The sequence below is a fragment of the Halobacillus sp. ABH2_015 genome, assembly GCF_056158945.1.
Genome location: NZ_JBSWUG010000002.1, coordinates 1,306,688 through 1,327,450, shown reverse-complemented (window position 1 = coordinate 1,327,450; position 20,763 = coordinate 1,306,688). Strand labels below are relative to the sequence as shown.

The 20,763-nt window shown below is 49.1% G+C and carries 22 protein-coding genes; 6 read left to right on the top strand and 16 right to left on the bottom strand.

Translation table 11 applies throughout. The features are described from left to right. The first annotated feature begins 164 nt into the window (after positions 1-164). Positions 165-1,064 (top strand): LysR family transcriptional regulator, encoded by a 900-nt coding sequence (locus tag ACXAD6_RS07075; protein WP_474968276.1) that lies wholly within the window; start codon positions 165-167, stop codon positions 1,062-1,064. Between the two features lie 42 nt (positions 1,065-1,106). Here ACXAD6_RS07075 and ACXAD6_RS07070 read toward each other — a convergent pair whose 3' ends face one another. The 8 genes from ACXAD6_RS07070 to trxA form a co-directional block, all read right to left on the bottom strand. Further along, the gene (locus tag ACXAD6_RS07070; RefSeq protein WP_474968275.1) at positions 1,107-1,883 is read right to left on the bottom strand and encodes an SDR family oxidoreductase; all 777 of its coding nucleotides are present in this window, start codon (positions 1,881-1,883) and stop codon (positions 1,107-1,109) included. Positions 1,884-1,961: 78 nt separating this feature from the next. Continuing rightward, complete coding sequence (locus tag ACXAD6_RS07065; protein ID WP_160835348.1) at positions 1,962-2,429, bottom strand: helical membrane plugin domain-containing protein; 468 nt, start codon at positions 2,427-2,429, stop codon at positions 1,962-1,964. Further along, positions 2,429-5,368, bottom strand: coding sequence for a formate dehydrogenase subunit alpha (fdhF, locus tag ACXAD6_RS07060; RefSeq protein WP_474968274.1), 2,940 nt, complete (start codon positions 5,366-5,368; stop codon positions 2,429-2,431). The genes ACXAD6_RS07065 and fdhF overlap by 1 nt, the downstream gene beginning before the upstream one ends. Next, on the bottom strand, positions 5,361-6,164 hold the full coding sequence (gene fdhD, locus ACXAD6_RS07055) for a formate dehydrogenase accessory sulfurtransferase FdhD (RefSeq protein ID WP_474968273.1): 804 nt from the start codon (positions 6,162-6,164) through the stop codon (positions 5,361-5,363). Before fdhD ends, fdhF begins: the two co-directional genes overlap by 8 nt. Positions 6,165-6,284: 120 nt before the next feature. Next, on the bottom strand, positions 6,285-7,733 hold the full coding sequence (locus tag ACXAD6_RS07050; protein WP_474968272.1) for a HAMP domain-containing sensor histidine kinase: 1,449 nt from the start codon (positions 7,731-7,733) through the stop codon (positions 6,285-6,287). Continuing rightward, a complete protein-coding gene (locus tag ACXAD6_RS07045) occupies positions 7,681-8,361 on the bottom strand; it encodes a response regulator transcription factor (protein WP_474968271.1) in 681 nt (226 codons plus the stop codon). The genes ACXAD6_RS07050 and ACXAD6_RS07045 overlap by 53 nt, the downstream gene beginning before the upstream one ends. Before the next feature lie 110 nt (positions 8,362-8,471). Then, positions 8,472-9,068 carry a hypothetical protein gene (locus ACXAD6_RS07040; RefSeq protein ID WP_474968270.1) on the bottom strand — a complete coding sequence of 199 codons (597 nt, stop codon included), beginning with the start codon at positions 9,066-9,068 and terminating at the stop codon, positions 8,472-8,474. 283 nt (positions 9,069-9,351) lie between these two features. Further along, positions 9,352-9,666 carry a thioredoxin gene (gene trxA / locus ACXAD6_RS07035; protein WP_474968269.1) on the bottom strand — a complete coding sequence of 105 codons (315 nt, stop codon included), beginning with the start codon at positions 9,664-9,666 and terminating at the stop codon, positions 9,352-9,354. 114 nt (positions 9,667-9,780) lie between these two features. Between trxA and ACXAD6_RS07030 the strand changes: the two genes are divergently transcribed. Next, on the top strand, positions 9,781-10,353 hold the full coding sequence (locus ACXAD6_RS07030) for a CGNR zinc finger domain-containing protein (protein WP_474968268.1): 573 nt from the start codon (positions 9,781-9,783) through the stop codon (positions 10,351-10,353). A 33-nt stretch (positions 10,354-10,386) separates the two neighbouring features. Here ACXAD6_RS07030 and ACXAD6_RS07025 read toward each other — a convergent pair whose 3' ends face one another. Beyond that, positions 10,387-11,145: a DUF4397 domain-containing protein gene (locus ACXAD6_RS07025; RefSeq protein WP_474968267.1), complete on the bottom strand. Its 759-nt coding sequence runs from the start codon at positions 11,143-11,145 to the stop codon at positions 10,387-10,389. A gap of 134 nt (positions 11,146-11,279) precedes the next feature. On the opposite strand from ACXAD6_RS07025, the gene ACXAD6_RS07020 reads away from it, so the two are divergent. Then, positions 11,280-12,185, top strand: a complete 906-nt coding sequence (locus ACXAD6_RS07020) for an EamA family transporter (protein ID WP_474968266.1) — start codon at positions 11,280-11,282, stop codon at positions 12,183-12,185. A 124-nt stretch (positions 12,186-12,309) separates the two neighbouring features. On the opposite strand, the gene ACXAD6_RS07015 is transcribed toward ACXAD6_RS07020, so the two are convergent. Together ACXAD6_RS07015 and ACXAD6_RS07010 are read right to left on the bottom strand one after the other, a co-directional pair. Further along, on the bottom strand, positions 12,310-12,534 hold the full coding sequence (locus ACXAD6_RS07015; RefSeq protein ID WP_474968265.1) for a hypothetical protein: 225 nt from the start codon (positions 12,532-12,534) through the stop codon (positions 12,310-12,312). Then, a complete protein-coding gene (locus tag ACXAD6_RS07010) occupies positions 12,535-12,723 on the bottom strand; it encodes a hypothetical protein (protein ID WP_474968264.1) in 189 nt (62 codons plus the stop codon). Positions 12,724-12,880: 157 nt separating this feature from the next. On the opposite strand from ACXAD6_RS07010, the gene ACXAD6_RS07005 reads away from it, so the two are divergent. The 3 genes from ACXAD6_RS07005 (at position 12,881) to ACXAD6_RS06995 (ending at position 15,004) form a co-directional block, all read left to right on the top strand. After that, the gene (locus ACXAD6_RS07005; RefSeq protein ID WP_474968263.1) at positions 12,881-13,207 is read left to right on the top strand and encodes a hypothetical protein; all 327 of its coding nucleotides are present in this window, start codon (positions 12,881-12,883) and stop codon (positions 13,205-13,207) included. A 50-nt stretch (positions 13,208-13,257) separates the two neighbouring features. Beyond that, on the top strand, positions 13,258-13,437 hold the full coding sequence (locus ACXAD6_RS07000) for a hypothetical protein (protein WP_474968262.1): 180 nt from the start codon (positions 13,258-13,260) through the stop codon (positions 13,435-13,437). Between the two features lie 67 nt (positions 13,438-13,504). Beyond that, on the top strand, positions 13,505-15,004 hold the full coding sequence (locus ACXAD6_RS06995) for a potassium/proton antiporter (protein WP_474968261.1): 1,500 nt from the start codon (positions 13,505-13,507) through the stop codon (positions 15,002-15,004). Positions 15,005-15,538: 534 nt separating this feature from the next. On the opposite strand, the gene ACXAD6_RS06990 is transcribed toward ACXAD6_RS06995, so the two are convergent. The 5 genes from ACXAD6_RS06990 to ACXAD6_RS06970 form a co-directional block, all read right to left on the bottom strand. Then, positions 15,539-15,865 (bottom strand): hypothetical protein, encoded by a 327-nt coding sequence (locus tag ACXAD6_RS06990; RefSeq protein WP_474968260.1) that lies wholly within the window; start codon positions 15,863-15,865, stop codon positions 15,539-15,541. Between the two features lie 74 nt (positions 15,866-15,939). After that, the gene (locus ACXAD6_RS06985) at positions 15,940-16,938 is read right to left on the bottom strand and encodes a potassium channel family protein (RefSeq protein ID WP_474968259.1); all 999 of its coding nucleotides are present in this window, start codon (positions 16,936-16,938) and stop codon (positions 15,940-15,942) included. A gap of 434 nt (positions 16,939-17,372) precedes the next feature. Next, on the bottom strand, positions 17,373-18,302 hold the full coding sequence (gene rbsB / locus ACXAD6_RS06980) for a ribose ABC transporter substrate-binding protein RbsB (RefSeq protein WP_474968257.1): 930 nt from the start codon (positions 18,300-18,302) through the stop codon (positions 17,373-17,375). Between the two features lie 11 nt (positions 18,303-18,313). Then, positions 18,314-19,270 (bottom strand): ribose ABC transporter permease RbsC, encoded by a 957-nt coding sequence (gene rbsC / locus ACXAD6_RS06975; RefSeq protein ID WP_051254585.1) that lies wholly within the window; start codon positions 19,268-19,270, stop codon positions 18,314-18,316. Then, the gene (locus ACXAD6_RS06970) at positions 19,254-20,753 is read right to left on the bottom strand and encodes a sugar ABC transporter ATP-binding protein (RefSeq protein WP_474968256.1); all 1,500 of its coding nucleotides are present in this window, start codon (positions 20,751-20,753) and stop codon (positions 19,254-19,256) included. Before ACXAD6_RS06970 ends, rbsC begins: the two co-directional genes overlap by 17 nt. Positions 20,754-20,763: the final 10 nt, after the last annotated feature.

Genomic DNA, 20,763 nt, shown 5'->3' with positions numbered 1-20,763 from the left:
GACAGAAAACGCTTCCAATAATTGTCGGAAATTTCTATCTATTGGTTGCTTTCTATCATATAATAGATGTGAGCATATCTAAAATACATATTTGGAATCACTATTATTCCATTTAGTTATACCAGGACATTTGAATGACCTGATTTTTACAGGGAGGAATGGATATGGATATTCGTCATTTGCAATACTTTGCAGAAGTCGCTAAACAAATGAGCTTCACAAAAGCCGCTTCTACCCTGCATGTGTCCCAGCCTTCGTTAAGTAAAACGGTCAAGCAGCTGGAAACAGAGCTTGGTGTGCCGCTGTTTTACAGATCCAAGGTCCTGCAGCTGACCGATGCCGGAGAAGCTGTACTCGCCCATGCCATTCAAGTACTGGATGCCTTTCACAATTTGACGGCGGAGCTGGATGATATTACGAACGTGAAAAAAGGGAAGATTCGTATCGGCATACCACCGATCACAGGGGCAGCTTTTTTCTCAAAAATCATCCGTTATTACCGTGACAAATATCCCGAAGTGGACATTCTCTTAAGTGAAGTCGGATCGAAGATGATCAAGCAGGGCGTTGAAGACGGTTCACTGGATTTTGGACTCGTATGCAACCTGCCTGTGGAATCGTCGCAATTTCATACGTTAAAGGTTGTGGACGATCCTTTGATGCTTCTTGTCCATAAAGATACAGCTACGGCTGCTAAGGAAACCGTCCATCTAGGTGAACTCCAGGATGAACCTTTCATTCTATACCGGGAGGATTTTACTCTTCACGACCGCATCATTGAAGAGTGCCGGGCAGCCGGCTTTCACCCGAATATCGTCTGCCACAGCTCCCACCGTGACTTTATGATGGAGATGGTGGAGGCAAAAGTCGGCGCCGCCCTGCTTCCAAGTCAGATTGCACGGGAAGCGGCTGACAAAAATATCGCTGTTCTTCCTCTGTCGCATCCCAACCTCCGCCTGGAGCTCGGGCTGGTATGGAAGAAGAATAAGTACCTCGCCTTTTCAGCGCGGGAGTTCATTTCAATGTCGCGGGATTATGTAAAAGAAACGGCCCGTCTTTCATAAGAAAAGCCGTGACCGTCCATGTCAGCTTCCAAGGGTGGTTTTTTATGAACGGAAGCCTCCATCGGAATGGATGATCTGCCCCGTCACCCACCCGGCATCTTCTCCGACTAGAAAACAGATCAGGCGGGCCGCGTCCTCAGGTTCACCGATCCGTCCCATTGGAAATCTTGGCTTCAGTTCATCTTTAAGCGTCCCGGTCATCCACCCTGTGTTCGTCGGGCCCGGGTCGACAGCATTAACAGTAATATTCAGCGGCGCCAGTTCAACCGCTGCAGATTTCGTGAAGGCAGAGACAGCCCCTTTCGTCGATACATAGGCAAGGTTTCTCGGTTCCGGCGATTGATCCTGTCCGGAAACCATATGAACCACCCTTCCTCCGTGTCTGCCTTCGATTCTCCTTGCAAAAGCCGTCGTTAATAAAAGGGTGCTTCTGACATTCACCTCGTAATGGGCATCAAGGATAGCTGCATTCATAGATTTAAAGTCTGCGTCAATGGAATAGGCCGCATTGTTTATAAGAATGGAAGGACTCCCGAGGCGTTCTTCCACCTCATCGAGCAATTTTTCCGGGGCTTCTTTTTCCGATAAATCCAGCTCCAGTGACGCACAGCGGACCCCGGATTGTTGAATCTGCGCTTCCAGTTTATCCGGCCATCCTTCATCTTTATCTCTGTCATAAAAAGGCATCGACCGGTCATAAGCCGACCAATAAGTGAAGAAAATATCCACTCCAGCAGACGCCAGTGCGTGACATACCGCTGTACCGATGCCTTTTTCCCTCCCCACTCCTGTAACAATGGCAATGGTTTGATTCAACATAGTTCATCCTCTCCTCCCGATGACGAATCTGAACAAAGAAGCCTGAACCACATGTTGGTTCAGGCTTCTATTTGCTGATTACTTCTGTCCCATCCCTTTTAAAAAGGACATCAGCATTGTCAGGCTCCGGTTGATTTCCGGATCTTTCAATACTTTGGCAAAATCAAGCATGTTCATCTTTTTCGTCGTTCCTTCATCCTCCATACGCTCCAGACCATTATTCAGGCGGCTGCTCAAGCTGCGGATGCCACTGACGTTCAAGTCGCCAAGCAGGAAAACAAGCTCAGGAAGATTGTTCAACAGTGGTGTATACTGTTCCTTGTCAATTTCCCTGACAACATTGGCAAGGGTTTCATCCTTCGCCTTCACAAAAGCCGACAGCGTTTCAAGCGTTCCTTCTTTTTGAAGGGCGCTGAGCAGTTCGATGCCTTCCAGGATCGCATCCTTGTTGTCTGCGACCGCTTCTTTGACCTCCTGGACATTTTCTTCAATGACTTCTTCCCGCGATTTCTCCAACCGTTTGATATCGGTGATCGCCCGTGCCATTAATGAGCCCCCCTGCCTGGGAATGTGTAATCTTCCCGCTGCCATTTTTTCTGGACCTTCACACTAATCTGCGGCACCGGGTTTCCATTCCGGTGGTTATTTTTCGGAATCGGCGACTTCCCTTTCTTCTTCAGCACTTTCATTTTCACAGCAATTTCCTTATACGCCGGTGTATCGGTATCTTTATCGACACGGTTATCAGTCAGATAGTTGATGGCTGATTTACCATTGCTGTTCAACGGCAGGAAGATCTCTTTTCCACGGACACGGTCAGTAACCGTCACCTGTCCGGTCGCTTCTCCTGATTCAGAAATCAGCTTCACTTCCGCTCCTTCTTCAATGCCCCGCTCTTTGGCGAGTTCCTCGGAAACTTCTATGAAGGCATTCGGTGTTTTCCTCTGGATGCCCGATGTTCGGTAAGTCATGTTGCCTTCGTGGAAATGCTCCAGCAGCCGGCCGTTGTTCACATGAAGGTCATACTCTTCATTGGTGTCGTACATCAGCTCATACGTCAGTGGATAAAGCTTCGCCTTTTTATCCTCAAACGGGAACCCTTCCGTAAAGAGAAGCGGTTCATCTGTTCCGTCTTCGGCTACAGGCCACTGCAGGGAATTGTACCCTTCCAGACGGTCATACGTAACACCTGCAAATAACGGTGCCAGTCCGGCCGCTTCTGCCATAATTTCAGATGGATGCTCATAGCCCCAGTCCACACCAAAATGTTTGGCCATCAGCTGGATGATTTCCCAGTCCGGCTTTGTGCCTTCCAGCGGGTCAAAGCTCTTATAAAGACGCTGGATCCGTCGTTCCGTATTCGTAAACGTGCCGTCCTTTTCAAGACTTGGGGAGGCCGGCAGCACAACGTCGGCATATTCAGCGGTCTTGGTCAGGAACAAGTCCTGTACGATAAACAGATCGAGCTTTTCAAAGGCGGCTGTTACATAATTGATATTGGCATCGACAATTCCTGTGTCCTCACCCATGACATACATCATGGAAAGCTCCCCGTCATGAATGGCTTCAATCATCTCGTGGTTATCCATGCCGGTTTCTTTCGGAAGCTCTGTTCCCCAGGCTTTTTCATAACGGGCCCGGACTTCCTCATCCTCTGTCGATTCATAGCCGGGGAAGAAGTTCGGCATACTTCCGAAGTCACTGCATCCCTGTACGTTGTTGTGGCCGCGCAGTGGATAAGCGCCTGTACCCGGCTTCCCGTAGTTTCCGGTAATAAGCAGCAGATTACTGATCGCTGTACTTGTATCACTGCCAAGCATATGCTGCGTCACGCCCATCGCCCAGCAGATCGCTACCGTTTCCGATGTGGCCACTTCTTCCGCCACCTGCTTCAGTTCCTCCTGAGGGATACCGGTTAGTTCAGATGCATATTCCATCGTAAACGGCTCCAGGCTTTCCCGGTATTCATCAAAGCCGTTGACCCAGTCGTCCAGGAAGTTTTTATCTTCCCAGCCTTGATCAAGAATGTATTTCGTAACAGCGGAAAGCCAGACAAGATCGGTTCCTGATTTCGGCTGATAAAAACGATCCGCACGCTTCGCCATTTCATGCTTTCTCAAATCAAAGACGAACAGCTTATGTCCCAACAGTTTCTGGGAACGTTTGATGCGCGAAGCAAGAACTGGGTGGGACTCCGCTGTATTGGAGCCGATGGTAATGACAAGTTTACTGTCTCCGAGATCATCAATGGATCCGGAATCGCCGCCATACCCCACCGTACGGAACAACCCTTTCGTTGCCGGTGCCTGGCAGTAACGGGAACAGTTATCCACGTTGTTCGTTCCGATCACCTGACGGGCCAGCTTCTGCATCAGGTAGGATTCCTCGTTGGTCGCTTTGGAGGATGCGATGAAGGCCAGGTGATCCGGTCCTTTTTCAGCAAGGATCTTCTTCATACGATCGACCACATACTGCATCGCCTCGTCCCATTCCACCTCTTCAAAATGATCACCGCGGCGGACGAGAGGTTTCTGAAGACGGTCTTCACTGTTTACATAGTCCCAGCCGAATTTCCCTTTAATACATGTGGATATGCCGTTGGCCGGTGACTGGGCACTCGGTTCCACCTTCAGAATCTGGCGGTCCTTCGTCCATACATCAAAGGAACATCCGACACCACAGTAGGTACACACGGTTTTTTCCTTCTTGATCGTTTCCTCACGCATCGCTGCTTCAGAATCAGATACAGCGAACAATGGACCATAACCGGTTTCCACCTTCTTCGTTAAGTTGATCATCGATTTCAGGATTCCAGGCTCGGTGTCCGTCAAAAATCCGGCCTCTCCCTCCATGCCGACTTCCATCATGGCGTTACACGGACAGACGGTGGAGCACTGCCCACAGTTGACACAGGAAGACTGATCAATCGGAACATCATTATCCCAGATGACACGCGGCTCCTGACGCTCCCAGTCTATCGTCAGCGTCTCATTTACCTGAACGTCCTGACAAACTTCCACACAGCGGCCGCACAGGATACACTGGTCAGGGTCGTAACGGTAAAACGTGCCGGAGTAGTCCTTTTCATAGCTTGTTGGCTGAAATGGACGTTCCTGGTGCTCAATGCCGAATTCTGCCATTGTATTGTGGATTTCACACGATCCATTGTTATAATCACAGACCGTGCAGTACAGTTCATGTTTTTCCAGAACACGGTCAAGTGCTTCCTTCTGTGCTTTATGTACATGTGGAAGCTGCGTCTGCACTTTCATCCCCGCCCTGACTTTGGTCCCGCACGCCCGGACAAGCTCTCCGTCGACCTGAACGATACAGGAATCGCAGGTCTGGATCGGTCCAAGGGATTCGTTGTAACAAATCTGAGGGACCTGCTCATTGACTTTATTCATTAATTGGATGAGTGTCTGGTCCGGATGATCAGCAAGGTATTCTGTGCCGTTTATTTTTACGACGGTATGTTCATTCAATCATAACTCCTCCTCTACTTTCTTCCTTTACACGGCCGGGATGGGTGTACACGTTCATCCGGTTTCCTCTGACAAACCCGGCGGCTGTAATATTCAGATCATCAGCCAGCTGCAGCGCCAGATCTGTGGGGGCCGATTTTGACAAAAGCAGTCCGAAACGCATTTTGGATACTTTCAAAAGAACCTCCGAAGAAATCCGGCCACTGAAAATCACGATCTTTTCTTTTGGACTTACCTGCTTTCGCAGCATCCACCCATATAATTTATCAAGAGCATTATGACGGCCGATATCTGTATACGCCTTCAAAATGCCCGAAACACCAGCAATGGCAGCCTGGTGGACGCCTCCAGTCTGTTTGAACATGCCCGCTTCCTGATGAAAGGATTCCATCAGCTGATAACACTTTTCTGGAGAAAACGACGTCGTATCCACGGCCGTCTTGGCGGTAGCCGCATCACTTTGAAAGTAAAAGGCGCGGCTTTTTCCGCAGCAGCTTCCAAGCCAGCGTTTCTGCCCTTCTTTTACAAACGGAACGCTGCGGGATGTTTCCACATAGGCAAAGCCGCGCTCCTCGTCGATCGTCAGGCTCGTCAATTCCCTATACGAAAGAATGACACCTTCCGAAGCAAGAAAACCAATGACAAGGTCTTCCATATCCATCGGTGTGCAGACCATCGTAGCGAATTCCTCTCCATTGACAACGATGGTCAACGGGTATTCGACAGCTACGATGTCTTCTTCCTCCTGCCCGTACTGTTCGTTGTAGCGTTGAATGTTCCACATACGGGTTTCCAAAATTATCCCCCCTCGAACGTTACCAATCCTTTCCCTTTCTTTCGACAAAACAAACACCTGACAGCATTTGGATGTCAGGTGTTGATCAGGGTCTTATATAAATAGGAGACTATCGTACGCCTACTCCTCCAGAAGAGGAAGCTTCAACGTGAAAATTGTGCCGTTCTGCGATGATTCAGTCAGCTCAAGACGTCCTCCGTGCGCCTCGGCAAGCATACGACTGAGAGGAAGACCGAGTCCGAGGCCTCTCTGTTTCAGCTTTTTGTCTTTCCCTCGGTAGAAACGTTCGAAAATGAGCGTCTGCTCGTCATCCGGAATGCCTGTTCCGGTATCGGAAATTTTCATGATCAGATCGGATTCGTCCCGGCTGACATCTATAGTGACTTTTCCTTCCTCGACTGCTTGATCGGCATTTTGAACAAGATTGAATAAGATCTGCTTCAGCCGGTGATCATCAACAGAAAGAGGGACAGCCTCCGCTGGGAACCGCACGTCCAAGGGTATGTGATCCGGATCTGACTGCCACTGTTTTTGAAACTGGGTCAGAATCGGACGAAGCGGCTGATGCTTTTTGTACATCGGCAGGGCTCCTGCGGCGTACGTATTAAAGCTCAATAGATCCTGAATCATGACTTGGAGGCGTTCCACCTCCTGCAGAGATAAATCAAGATATTCTTTGGCTTCCTCCCCTTCGACAATCTCATCCTTGACCGCCTGGATCAGACCGCTCATCGAAGTGACAGGGGTTTTCAAGTCGTGAGTCACCCCCGCCAGGAGTTCGGTGCGCATCTCTTCCAACTGCTTCAGCTTGGCGGCCATATCCGTAAAGGAATCCATCAATTCGGCCAGTTCTTTTTCCTTCGGCGGCGAAGACATTTGGATATCATAGCTGCCTTCACTGACCATCCGGGCTGCACGGGCTGTCTCTTTCAACGGCTTCGAGAGCTGTCTTGTCAAATAATAGATGACCCCCCAGCCGAGCAGACCGACACCACCGAGCAGCAGAGCCAGCAGTCCGTATTCCTGATTCAGACGGCTGAGCGTTTCCTTATCATTGACTAAAACGACATACCCAAGCGTTTCTTCTCCGCTGACAATCGGCTCGCTGATGACGTACGCCCGCTGATTCTGATCCAGCGAAATTACAGACTCGGTCGTCTGATACAACGATTCATCGACATAATCGCCGGCATTCCTGATCTGGCCTCCGCGCTGATTCGAAACGAGGATTTCTCCTTGATCGGTGACTATCAGTGCGGCCGGAGATTCATCCACATCCAATTCTCCTGCGCGGTTTCTTAAAATCTCCTCAAACAACGGCCCCGAAAGAATCCGGCCATTTGTCGTCACAATTCTATCAGCGATTTCCTGTCCGACAATGTGCATGAGATTCAACCGGTGATCAACGGTCGTCTTCTTGATCCACCAGACGGACCCTGCGGCTATGAGAATCAGTCCGATGAGAAGCGTAGCTAAGTATCTTCTGGACCAATAATGGAAAATCGTTTTACGCTTCTCAGGTTTGTACACTCCACTGATACCCCAATCCCCGCAGTGTTTTGATGTCATACGGCTCTTCCTTTGAGTCTCCCAGCGCCTTACGGATACGCTTGATCGACAAATCCACCGCGCGGTCACTCCCCTCATATTCGTAGCCCCATACCCGGTCAAGCAGCTGCTCCCGTGTGAAGGTCTGGTTCGGATGACGGGTAAGAAAAATAAACAGCTTGCCATCCTTTGTAGACAGTTCAATTTCCTCTCCATTTTTATGGACGGTATGAGCAGCCGGGTCGACGACAAGTGATCCTATGCGGAGAAGCTGGTCCTCCACTCTTGCCGGAGGGCGGCTCAGGACCGCTTTCACTCTTGCCACCACTTCTTCACCGATGAATGGTTTAGCTATGTAATCGTCTGCCCCTGTTTCAAACCCTTTCAGTTTATGATCGATTTCGCCGAGCGCGGTCAGCATGATGACGGGGCAGGCACTTTTTTCACGGATTTCCGTCAGCACCGTCCATCCATCCTTGTCCGGAAGCATCACATCAAGCAGAACGAGATCCGGGCGCTGTGCAGTGAATTTTTCCATGGCTTCATTCCCCGTCCACGCCTGTTCAGTGATCATGTCATTTTTGGATAAATAGGCTTGGAGAACACGGGAAATGGTCGGTTCGTCTTCTACAATCAATACTTTGTTCATCGTTTCAGCTCTCCTTTGCTTCCATTATAAAGGGTAACCAGGGCCGGTGAGAAAAAATCATAAAAAAAGAAGGCTTTGTGGGAAAAGCCTTCTTTACTCGCAAGAGGAGATTATACAGCGGAATCCGTAGGTTCTGCTTCTTCACTTTCCTCTGTATCCGGGGCCTGACCGCGAGGTTTTATGTCCAAGCCAAGTTCCTCGAGCTGGGCCTGTGCTTCCTCCTGTGTCAGTTCACCGCTTTTGACCTGCTCACGGATCTCCTTCACCTGGGTGCGCTCTTCCTCAGTCAGGTCTCCGCCCATGCGATGACCTTTTCCACCGCGATGACGGGGCTGCTCAATCCCGAGCTCCTCCAGTTCTGCTTTCGCTTCTTCCTTCGTCCATTCGCCTGCTTCCACCTTGGACCTGATCTCTTCCAGTTTCTCTTTGGTTTCTTCATCTACGTCCTCAAAATGGTGGCCGCCTGTTTGGAAGAAAAAGCGTTTCTGCTCCTGCAGCTTTTCAAGAATTTCATCTTCGCTCAGCTCCCCGTTTTTAAACTGCTGGAGCAGGCTGCGGATTTCCGTTTCCCCGCTTTCCACCGATTCCTGCGCGGCTTCTGAACCCGTATCTGTTTGTGCATCTGTCGCCGCATAAGAGATACCCGGGATGGCAATCGCCAATGCAAGAGCCCCTGTCAGCGCTTTTTTCGATAGTAGGTTTTTCATGTCTTTACGTCCTCCTGTAGACTTCATGTATTTGGTACATGTTCATCATAAAAAAGAAATAAGTCAGGAAGATGTCAAAGCGAAAACTTTTTTGCCGGAGGTGATATCGGTCGGTCAGGCGGGGCTATCAGTCTTTTTCCACATATATCGATTTTTTTAGAATATATCAACTAAATTTGTGATATATCGATTTTTTCCAGTCTATATCAATTAATTTCGCGATATATCAATTTTTCTCCATTTTCCCCATAAAAAAAACGGAGGCCGCAGCCTCCGTTACTCATTATTGGTGTTGATTCAATGTTTCAGCAAGTTCTTCTCTTGATTTGAAGCCGACTTTTTTATCAACCAGCTCTCCGTCTTTGAAGAAAAGAAGTGTCGGGATGCTCATTACTCCATATTCCTGCGCAGTTTCAGGGTTTTGGTCAACGTCCAGTTTTACGATTTTCGCTTGTTCGCCCATTTCAGCATCCAGTTCCTCAAGAACAGGGGCGATCATTTTACATGGTCCGCACCATGGGGCACCAAGATCCGCAAGGACAAGGCCTTCTTTGGTTTCATTTGCAAAGTCTGCATCGGTTACGTTTGTAACTGCCATGATATATTCCTCCATTTGCCGGTTATTTTCTAACCTGTAAATAATTTTATTACGGTTAGAATGATAAGGTATGTTAAACTATAAGTCAATAGAAAGGATTCGGAGGTTTTTATGATGCAGGATCGGATGACACTGTCCCAATTTTCCTCTTATGTATTTATTAACTTTTTCAATACGATAAACAGCCACTGGGATCAGGCGAATGATTATTTAACGACAGAAGAAGAGGTGTATCAATGGCTTGACCTCATGTCTTACCACGGACTCCTCTCGGATCAGCAGATGAAAGCTCTCAAACAGGAAGCCTTTCACACTGATAAACTCCGCGATTTCCGTGATCGAAGCCGTTCTTATTTTTACAGGAAAGAGAATGAAGAAGGATTCACACACATGCTGAGTGAATGGACGAAAGGAACGCTGCAGTTCATGTTCGAACAGGGTGCGCTTGTACCCGTCCCTTTAAAAGGGGGTTCGGACGGGCTGCTGGCACTCCTTGCCTATCAAATGCTCCATCACAAGGAAGCCGGCATCTGGGAAAAGATTTCTGCATGCCAGAACGATGACTGTCTGGCGTTGTTCGTGAACCAAAAAGGACGGCGCAAATGGTGTTCCATGGACGTCTGCGGCAACCGGATGAAAGCAAGAAAGCATTACAGCAAGAAGAAAGCCGGCCAGGCTTCTGAATAAAAAAGGAAGCGTTCATCATGAACGCTTCCTTTTTTATGGCTGTAGAAAAATCGCTTCGAGCGGCGGCTGCTCACCAGCTAATCCGACCGCAACAGCCGTATAAGCTTCATTCGGGTTCAAGGTTACCCCCGGCACTTCGAGAACGACCTGATTCGTTCCCGCTACCCGGACCTCTAAATCAGCTGTCGTCGGTGGAACCGTGATATAGCGGGTCGCCCGGCCGAACGGCACATTTCTGAACAGGACATCTCCGCCTTTGACAGCTACATCTACAGCCGGTGCGTTTGGAGACAGGTGCCAGAAACGGACCTTGGCATTGCCGTACGCGGTGTGATCGTTGTCGACAACCGGGATGAGCTGAAGCTGATTGACTTTTCCAGCTGCGGCCACCGTATAGGATTGATCTGCCTCAACAGCTACAGTCTGGGTCAGAACAGGCTGCGAAGTGTCACCAGCGGCATAAATATCTATGCGGTACTGCCCTTGAGGAACTTCCAAATACTCACTCTGCTGCTTATACGGGACGTTTTCCAATATTTTCTGACCGTTCACATAGACATCCACGTTCGGTGCATCCGGTGAAGCATGAAGAACTCTTACTTTTGCTGTTCCACCGCCACCCATGCCCATCCCTTCACTGCGTTCACACATCACCCACTGCTGCATGCACTGCAGGTGCTTATGGTAATAGTGGATATGCTTATTCGGGTCAATATACTTGTAGTAATTCGAAAGCATATCATATTTCATCGCCTGCCACGCCAGCTGCTCCGGATTTTCGTTTGGATACATCGTGCCACTCCCCTTTCAAGAAATCCCCATCTTCATCTTATTCAGCAGATTCATGGACAGAACTATTTATCCCGGATGCCGTCTTTTCTCGTTCATGATAAAGTGGAGGATGGATAAAGAAAGAAGGTGACGGTATGAAAAAGAAAGGAGCCTTGCTGGTATTTACCGGAGCAGCAAGTTTCGGTTTCACCCCGATTTTTGTGAAGCATGGATTTGCTGAGGGGTATTCGCTCGGTCAGTTGAACATCGCACAGATGATGACCGCGTTCATTCTGCTGTGGCTGTTGTCCTTCCCGCATTGGAAGGAGATCCGGCAAATGAAGTACATTGACCGGCTCAAGGTGATGGGCGCCGGGTCGTCCGTAGGCTTAACAAGTATTTTTTATTACGGAGCGATGCGGTATATTCCCGCTTCCATGGCCATACTCCTGCTTTTCCAATTTGTCTGGATCGGAATGCTGATTGAATGGGTCTTTTTAAAGAAATCACCGGAAAAAGTGCATTTCGTCTCCCTTGCGATTACATTGTCCGGTGTCATTCTGGCGTCCGAGGTGCTTTCAGGAGGCGTGGGTGAACTCCCTCCTGCCGGCTTGATCCTCGGCCTTTTATCTGCACTTTCCTATGCGGCGTTTATTTATACGAGTGGACAGGCCGCACCGGAAGTGAATTCCGTGCTCCGCAGCTCCTGGATGATCACAGGCTCACTCCTGCTCGTACTGATTGTATTTTCCAGGGACATTCCAACGTTCCCTGTCTTCGAAGGAGAGCTTTGGCTGATCAGTCTCGGTATTGCGATGGTTGGTGCTGTGATTCCCCCATTGTTTTTCGCTGGAGGGGCCCCGCACATTTCTGCGAGGCTGGCCAATATTCTCAGCTCTGTAGAACTGCCGGTCGCCATTGTATCGGCTATGGTGGTGTTAAAGGAACAGGTGACCCTCCTGCAGTGGGCGGGCATCGGCCTGATTCTCTTTTCCATCGTTGTCAATGAAACCGGAGACAGGTGGTTCCGACGCTCCCAAAAAAAGAAAGCCGCTTCATAATCAGCGGCTTTCTCTATTCTCATCTCTTCTTGTTCTTCTTTTTAAAACCACCGACCGCCATAAATAAGGTGAACAACAATATAAACCAGGAAGCAAAACCCACGTCCGTCCACCTCCCTTGTTGTTAAAAAACACGTGTGACCATCATCATAAACAGCAGCACCGACATCAGCATCTTACTCACTGCTGTTATGAATGAGCGATCCTTCCACGCTTTAACGCTGTCATACATTAGAAAGATTGACACGACTCCAATAAATACGGTGTAACCGGCTGGAAATATATCTATAACCTTAATCAGAAGACCTATAGCTGCCATAACTAAAATCACCGGCAGTAGATGACGCATTTAAGACGCTCCCTTATTCAGATCTGTCAGTTTTCCCCGCCGATGCAGGACTTCAAAGGTTCCTATGATGACTACTGCCCCTGTGATCATCACCCCAAAAGCGGTTCGATCCGTCCACACGTTAAAAACTGCAAGCAGAAACGAGCCATTCATGATGATTACGAACGAATAAATCAGCCATCTCAGCATATGAATTCCCCCCGGACATTTTTTCTCTGCCTTTCTATACGATTGAAGCCGGCGGACGTTTCACTTTCGCCATTGTTTTTCCCACGTTCTTCTCCAATGACTTTAATTGGATCGATTGATATAATAGAAAGATCACCTGTTTGGAAGGAGGAAAAGGATGCGTCTCTTTATCGCAGGATGCATGCTGTTGTTTGCAGCGGTTTTAAGTCCGCATGGAAAATTTCTGGAGCTTGCCTACAGCTGGTCTGACGATTTGAATATCGCGTCATCTGTTCAGTTGTCGGACGGCGCGGCCGTCTTTTTCCAGCCTCTATCCTTTCCTCTGCCTCCGGACCAGGATGATGAGGGACCTTCTGCGTTTTTAAACGCTCCCCTTTTCTCCCTTGTCCAGTTCCATGAACTAGTTGAGAACCAGGTGTTTGGTTATCAGGGTGAAAACAGAGGATTTCTCATTGCCAGGCATGCGAATTCAACCTATACATAAATGCTCCTTTCTCATGGATCCACACGATTCCATATAAAGGAGACAGCGCGTTGAAAAATTCTAAAGACACAGGGCTTTATGCCGTGGTCGTTCTATTTATCTATCTATGCTTTTTCGGGTCTGTCTGGTTCTTCGGTGCTCTAAACGGAGCGGACTGGTCCTCCTGGTGGATCGATTTTTCCTGGGACATGTTCAATACGAAAGAGCTGAAGCAGATCATAAGTTTGTAAAAACGGGACCATGCTTGGAGCTGCAGGCATGGTCCTTCATCTACACATTGAATAAGGGAGTTATGGAATGTTTATTGAAGCTTTTGGAACGGATGCGTTTGTACTTATTACCGCTTTTTTACTTTTCAGCGGCATCGTGGCCGCCAAGTTTTCCAGCCGCTGGGGGCTGCCGGCGTTGATTCTGTTTATGATTGTCGGAATGATTATCGGGAGTGACGGCCTTGGGATCATCTATTTCGATGATGCGGGAGTGGCTCAGTTGTTCGGGGTCTTCGCCCTTGTTCTGATTTTGTTTGAAGGCGGGCTTCACACAAAATGGTCGACCGTCCGCTCGGTGGCCCTGCCTTCTCTGTCCCTCGCTACCATCGGCGTTGTCCTTACATCGACGTTAATTGGGGCGGCGGCTTTTCTTCTGCTTGACTTAAGCTTGATGGAGGGACTGCTGCTCGGGGCGATTGTCGGTTCGACCGATGCCGCCGCTGTATTTTCTGTGTTAAAAGAACGGAACATCAAAGCGAAAATGGGAGCGACCTTGGAAGCGGAATCCGGCACCAACGATCCTATGGCCGTCTTTTTGACGCTTTCTTTCATTGAATTGATTTCCAATGAAGGGAGCTCCATCTGGATGCTCATCCCCACATTTTTCCTTCAGATGGGCCTGGGCCTCGTGTTAGGTGTCCTGTTCGGCTGGACAGCCTCCTTTTCTATCAACCGCATCCGACTCGGATCAAGTGCCCTTTATCCAATCTTATCGATTGCATTTGCGCTCTTGACCTACGGAATTACCGCGTTCGTCGGCGGAAGCGGCTTCCTGGCCGTTTACATTGCCGCGCTTGTTATTGGAAACCGAGAACTGACATACCGGTATTCCATATTTCAATTTAATGAAGGCTTTGCCTGGATGGCACAAATTCTCATGTTCATCATCCTCGGGCTGCTCGTCTTTCCGGACCAGCTGTTTTCATCCGAAGTGATGTATGACGGCATCATCCTGTCTCTGCTGCTCATCTTTGTTGCGCGGCCGGCCGCTGTATTCCTTTCCTTGATCCGCCTCAACTATACGTTCAAGGAAAAACTGTTCATTTCATGGGCCGGACTGCGGGGAGCCGTTCCAATCGTCCTGGCTACTTTTCCGGTCGTAGATGGATTGAACAACAGTCAGACCTTATTCAACATCGTCTTCTTTATCGTGTTGACGTCTGCGTTGATCCAGGGCTCGACGATCTCATGGATGGCGGACCGCTTAAACCTTGTCGGGCCGAAAAAGGATACCCCGCACCATTCCATCGAGCTGATATCGATGGGGAAGGTGGCTGTGGAAATGATCCAGTATCAGACAAGCCAGGAATCAGCGGTGGTGGGAAGCCGGCTGCGGGACTTGTCTTTCCCGAACCATGCGAACATTAATGCCATCATTCGTGATAATCAGGTCATCACCCCTTATGGTGAAACAGAAATCAAAGCTGGAGACTTCCTTTATATTCTAGTGGAATCCAAATATAAGGATCAGGTGACAAAGGAGCTGGAGAGGACAGTCACTCCTATAAAAACCGGATCGGAATCATAGAAAAGGAGAGGGCCCCGGGGTCCTCTCCTCAGCTTGTAGAGAAACCCCTGTTTCTTTACAAGCTTTTTTCTTTCTTACCGCCAGGAGCGAAGCCCCTTGGGGGTTCTATAACATCGCCAAAGACTCTCCTTCACCCCGCTCACCCTTGCTGGATGGAGAACAATCTTTTTCATATTCCGGCAGACAGCCGTCATCAGCGCCTGTTCTTTCCCTTCTTTTCCACGCAAGCGGCAATAGCGCAGCTCATGCCGTTCTTTGGAATCTGCGAACCTGCTTCGTGCACAATCTCTCTACTCTATATTCTAACGTCGACACGTGGAGCGTTCGGTGGTGATGCCTGCGGGAACAGCACGGGCCGAAGATCCACTTGGGCAGGCGACCTTCCTGACCAAGTTAGCTGAGGGCGTGCCCGCGGCATTCATCCACCGATAAGCGGAGTGTGACCCTTCCCACGACAAATGGACAACGCTAACGGGTTGACACAGGCTTTTTCTACAGACAAGGAGAGGACCTCAGGGCCCTCTCCTTTTTTATTTATTCCTCTGCGATTTCCACCTGGTTTAAACATTTGTACACGAGGAGCTGTACCAGAATAAAGCCGATCCATAAGAGCACCAGACTATTACGGTACATAAAAACAGAGAGTTCATGGTCTCTATGCAGATCAAACAGGCTGTCTACAATAATCATTGTCCCCATCCAGCTGTAGATCAGACTGATGATGAAAAACAGCCACTTGTTTTTCCGATCGGTAATGATTGACTTTTCATATGTATACGACACAGCAAATAGAATGACAGCTGTCAGCAGGTGGACAACGACCATGACCATTAGACCGGAATGGTTTAGTACAGGTAACATTCCTCCCCCCTTTCTTACGGAAAATCCCGGACCATTATCCCGTACTCAGCCGGATTTTTCAATACTCTAAGGGATCAGCAGAGCGCATCATACGTTTGTTTATCACAGACGACACGGATATGCGCCCCTTCAGGGAGCGGCTCATCCAAGTGTTTATAGATGTCCATGTTTTCTCCGACGGCGATGACATTGCCCCCTTGGGACGTGACATCCTCGACAACATCGCGGTAGGTCTTCCATTCTTCTTTTCTTTCAATCTGGCGCAGATCATAACCGGACTCCCGGCTGATAAGCTGATTGAATAACCCGGAAACGCCTTTTTGGAATGAAGAGCGAACGAGCATACGGGAGACAAACTCATCGGATAAAACGACCTCATCTACTTTGCTGTGCTTGAACATCGGAACGTGGTCGCGGTCGAGCACCTCGACCGTTGTATGGACGTGAGGGGCATTCTTTTCCAACGCTGCAGCAACGAGCAGCGAGTTGCCGTCGACAAGCCTCGAACTGTCCGAGCAGTCTGTCGCAAAAACAATCGCACTTTTACTGTCTTCAAGATTGGCTTTGTCAAGAACATCCTTTTTCATCGGACTGCCGTTTATGTAATGGACACGCTTCATGTTGAGAGGTTCTTTTTCTACCTCATCGATGAGGACAATTTCTGTCTCTTTATCGGCCAGCAGGATTTCATCAATGGCCAGCGCCGCTTTTTTGGACCAGCCGACGATGACAATGTGGCCTTTACCGTGATAACTCAATTTCCCTTCCTCCTTCCGCTTTTTAAAAATCCCCATCGCATTGGCAATCAGGCTGATGACAACACCCAGCACACCGATACCCACAAGGTAAAGCAGCATGGCAAAATTTCTACCGGCGGTTGTTTGTGGGGAGATGTCTCCATAACCGACGGTCGATATCGTCGTCATTACCCACCAGAGGCTGTCGTGAAAACTCGTGAAGGTTTCGGGCTCGATCCACATGATGGTGAACGTACTGCCGAAAATAATCAGGAAAGAGCCGATCAGCAGCGTCGTTTTATCAAGGCGGATAAATTTGATTAGAATATTACGCAAAGGACTCCCTCCTATCTCTGTTGTGCATCGTTTCATAGATTATTTCTCGTATTGAAAAATTGAAACGCGCGTAAATAAAGATCGATCGTTTCGCAAGCTGAAGGAAAGAAAACGGCCCTGCCCCCCTCTGCTTTCGGAAGCCAGGTCCAATAGTTTCAAGAATACGGGTTTTCGTCAAACCGGGGCCGGTTGTCATCAATCCTACCTTCGTCTTATGTCCTGTCAGTATTACAAACCACATGGTAAAACACAAGTAAAAACAGAAAGAGACAGCTCTATGGCTGTCTCTTCAAAGTGGTTCGAAAATTCCCGGAAGGCTTTACGGGGATCCACAGCGTACACTGGTGACGTCTGCGGGAACAGAACCTCATCAAAAAATAGAACGTGAGCACGGATACTGATCAATCTCACTGATGAATATGCAGGAGTTCCAGTTATTCGCCGATGTTCTCTGTGGTTACCAGTTTCAAAGGAACCGGAATCGTTTCCTCTACTTCCTCTCCCTGCAGTACATCTGCGCCTGCCTGGACAGCCAGCGAGCCGATCTGTTCCGGCTGCTGAGCGACGGTTGCGGAAAGATTGCCGTTCTGAATACTCGTCATTGCATCTTCATTTCCGTCAAATCCAACGACTAGTACATCACGGCCGGAGCTTTGAATGGCCTGATAGGCGCCCAGAGCCATTTCATCATTGTGGGCGAAGACTGCTTCCAAATCCGGATTTCCCTGAAGAATGTTCTCCATCGTATTCAAGCCTTCTGTACGATCGAAGTTCGCGGTCTGCTTAGCCGTCACATTCAACTGCTCATCAGCTACCGTATGGAAGCCGCTTCCCCGCTCCCTCGTTGCAGAGGCTCCGGGAACACCTTCAAGCTCTGCCACTTTGGCGTCCTCTCCCAGCTGTTCCACCATATATTCAGCGGCCATCTTCCCGCCTTTTTCGTTATCCGAACTGACGAGAGTGGCCACTTCTCCTTTTTCAGAAGAACGGTCCAGCGTAACGACGGGAATGCCTAGGCTGTTGGCAGACTGGACAGCCGTTGAAACCGCCGAAGAGTCGGTCGGGTTGATCAGCAGGACGTCGACCCCCTGCTGGATCAAGTCTTCCACGTCGCTGACTTGTTTAGCTGCATCATTCTGTGCATCAACGACGACAACATCCATCCCCTGGGCTTCTGCTTCTTTCTCCACCCCGTCCTTCATGGAAACGAAAAACGGGTTATTCAAAGTCGACACAGACAATCCTATTTTGATATCTTCCGGATTTTTATTATTGTTCGGTTTGGCCCATTCCGGCGGCTGCAGAGAACATCCGCTAAGAAAAAGCAGGACTGCACCGATGATAAGTAACAATCGTTTGTTCATGTTCATCCCTCCTACGCTGATTTCTTCCGGTCCATGAGGACGGCAATAATAATGACGACACCTTTAACAACCATTTGGAAAAAGGAGGAGACCCCGAGCAGGTTCAGTCCATTGTTCAACGTTCCAATAATCAAGGCGCCAATCAATGTACCGACAATCAAACCACGCCCTCCGGATAAGCTCGTCCCGCCAAGCACAACGGCAGCAATCGCATCCAGTTCATAGGATGTACCGGCAGTCGGCTGTGCTGAATTCAAGCGTGAGGTAAGAATCGCCCCAGCAAGTGCAGACAATAGACCGGCTAAAGAATAGACAAGGACTTTCACCCGGGAAACATTGATTCCTGAGATGAACGCTGCTTTTTCGTTACCACCAATCGCATACGTCCGACGTCCGAACGGTGTTTTATGAAGAATCACCCAAAGAACAGCAAAAGCGAGCAGCATGGTCACCGCAGGTACAGGGATGCCGAGGAAATAGCCGCGGCCGAACAGCTGAAACGCATAGCTGTCGCCAAGTCCTGTAATCGGGTTTCCGTCGGTATAGACAAGAGTCAGACCACGGAACATCGTCATCGTTGCCAATGTAGCAATAAACGGAGCCATCTTTCCTTTTGTAATCAACAGTCCGTTGACAGCTCCCATCAGCGCACCAAGCAGGCATCCGATCAGAATAGCTAAAATCGGATCAATGCCGGATACCATCATCCCGGCCATCAGGGCACTCGATAGAGCAAGAATCGATCCGACGGACAAATCGATGCCGCCGGTGAGAATGACGAAGGTCATCCCATAGGCAATGAGGGCGTTAATGGCAACCTGACGTAGCAGGTTTAATAGGTTCAAAGGTTCCAGAAAGCTTGGGTTTATAATGGATACAACGGTAATAAGTACAAGAAGCCCGACCAGCGGCCCCAACTTCTGCAGTGACTGGCCGATGCTGTTCGTTTTTTTAATGGCGTTCATCATGGACGTTCCCTCCTGTCGCAAATGTCATAATCTTTTCCTGTGTCGCTTCCGACCGGTCCAGTTCACCGGAAATGGTGCCCTCGTGGACGACGAGAATCCTGTCGCTCATGCCGAGTACTTCCGGCAGTTCAGAGGACACCATCAGGATAGCTACTCCACGGTCGGTCAGCTCGTTCATCAACTGGTAAATCTCCCGTTTTGCCCCGACGTCCACTCCACGTGTCGGTTCATCAAGAATCAACACTTTCGGCCCGATGCCGATCCATTTGGCAATGACCACTTTCTGCTGATTCCCGCCGGATAAGTTCTTCGCTTCGGTTTGGGCGGATTCGGTTTTGATTGTCAGGCGCTTGATCAACATCTCCACGAATTCCAGCTCCCTGCCATCCTGGATGAGCGAACGCTTTGTGAAGCTTTTCAGGCTGGGGAGAGCGATGTTATCTTTAATAGGAAAATCAAGCACGAGTCCTTCGTCTTTCCGGTCTTCTGTAATTAACCCAAGTCCGAGTTTGATCGCCTGGCCCGGATTCTTCATAACGGCACGCTGACCGTTCACATGGATGTCTCCCTCGTATTTTCCATCCAGTCCGAAAATCGTCCGCATGATCTCTGTTCTTCCCGCCCCCATCAATCCAGCAACCCCAACAATTTCACCAGATTTCACTTGGAAACTGACGTCCTGGAATACGCCCGGACGTGTCAGGTTTTTCACCTCAAGGACGGTTTCTCCCGGATCGGCCTGCCTTTCTGGAAAACGATCGGTGAGTTCACGCCCCACCATTTTGCGGACCACTTCATCAAAGCTCGTGTCCGGAATCGGTGTCGTATCAATGGTACGGCCGTCCCGCATGACGGTGATACGGTCGCAGACGTCAAAAATCTCCTCCATCCGGTGGGAAATATAAACAATAGAAACCCCCGAGGCTTTTAAGGAACGGATCACGCCGAACAGCTTTTCAATCTCTCTGTCGGTTAAGGCTGCTGTCGGTTCGTCCATAATAATCACCTTGGCATCGGTCATGAGCGCCTTGGCGATTTCAATCATCTGCTGCTCCCCGACCGAACACTGTCCGGCATCCTTATGAAGCGGGATGGAAATGGAGAGCTTTTCAAACTGTTCCTTCGCAACCGCTTTCATTTTTCTCGTATGGATAATCCCAAAAGATGTAACCGGTTCCCGATTAATGAACAGGTTCTCCAGAACGGTCAACTCCGGCCAGACATTCATCTCCTGATGAATAAAAGCGATGCCGTAGTTTTCCGCTTCTTTTGGGTTGGAGAACGTTTTTTCCTGACCGTCAATCTGGATCGTCCCCTGATCCTTTTTGTGAAGGCCGGTCAAGATATTCATGAGCGTTGATTTACCTGCCCCGTTCTCTCCCATGAGGGCATGGACTTCCCCTTCCTTGATTTCGATATCCACGCCTTCCAGCACTTTGTTCGTTCCAAACGCTTTATGAATCTGATTCATCGTAATATGCATCGTCTCACCC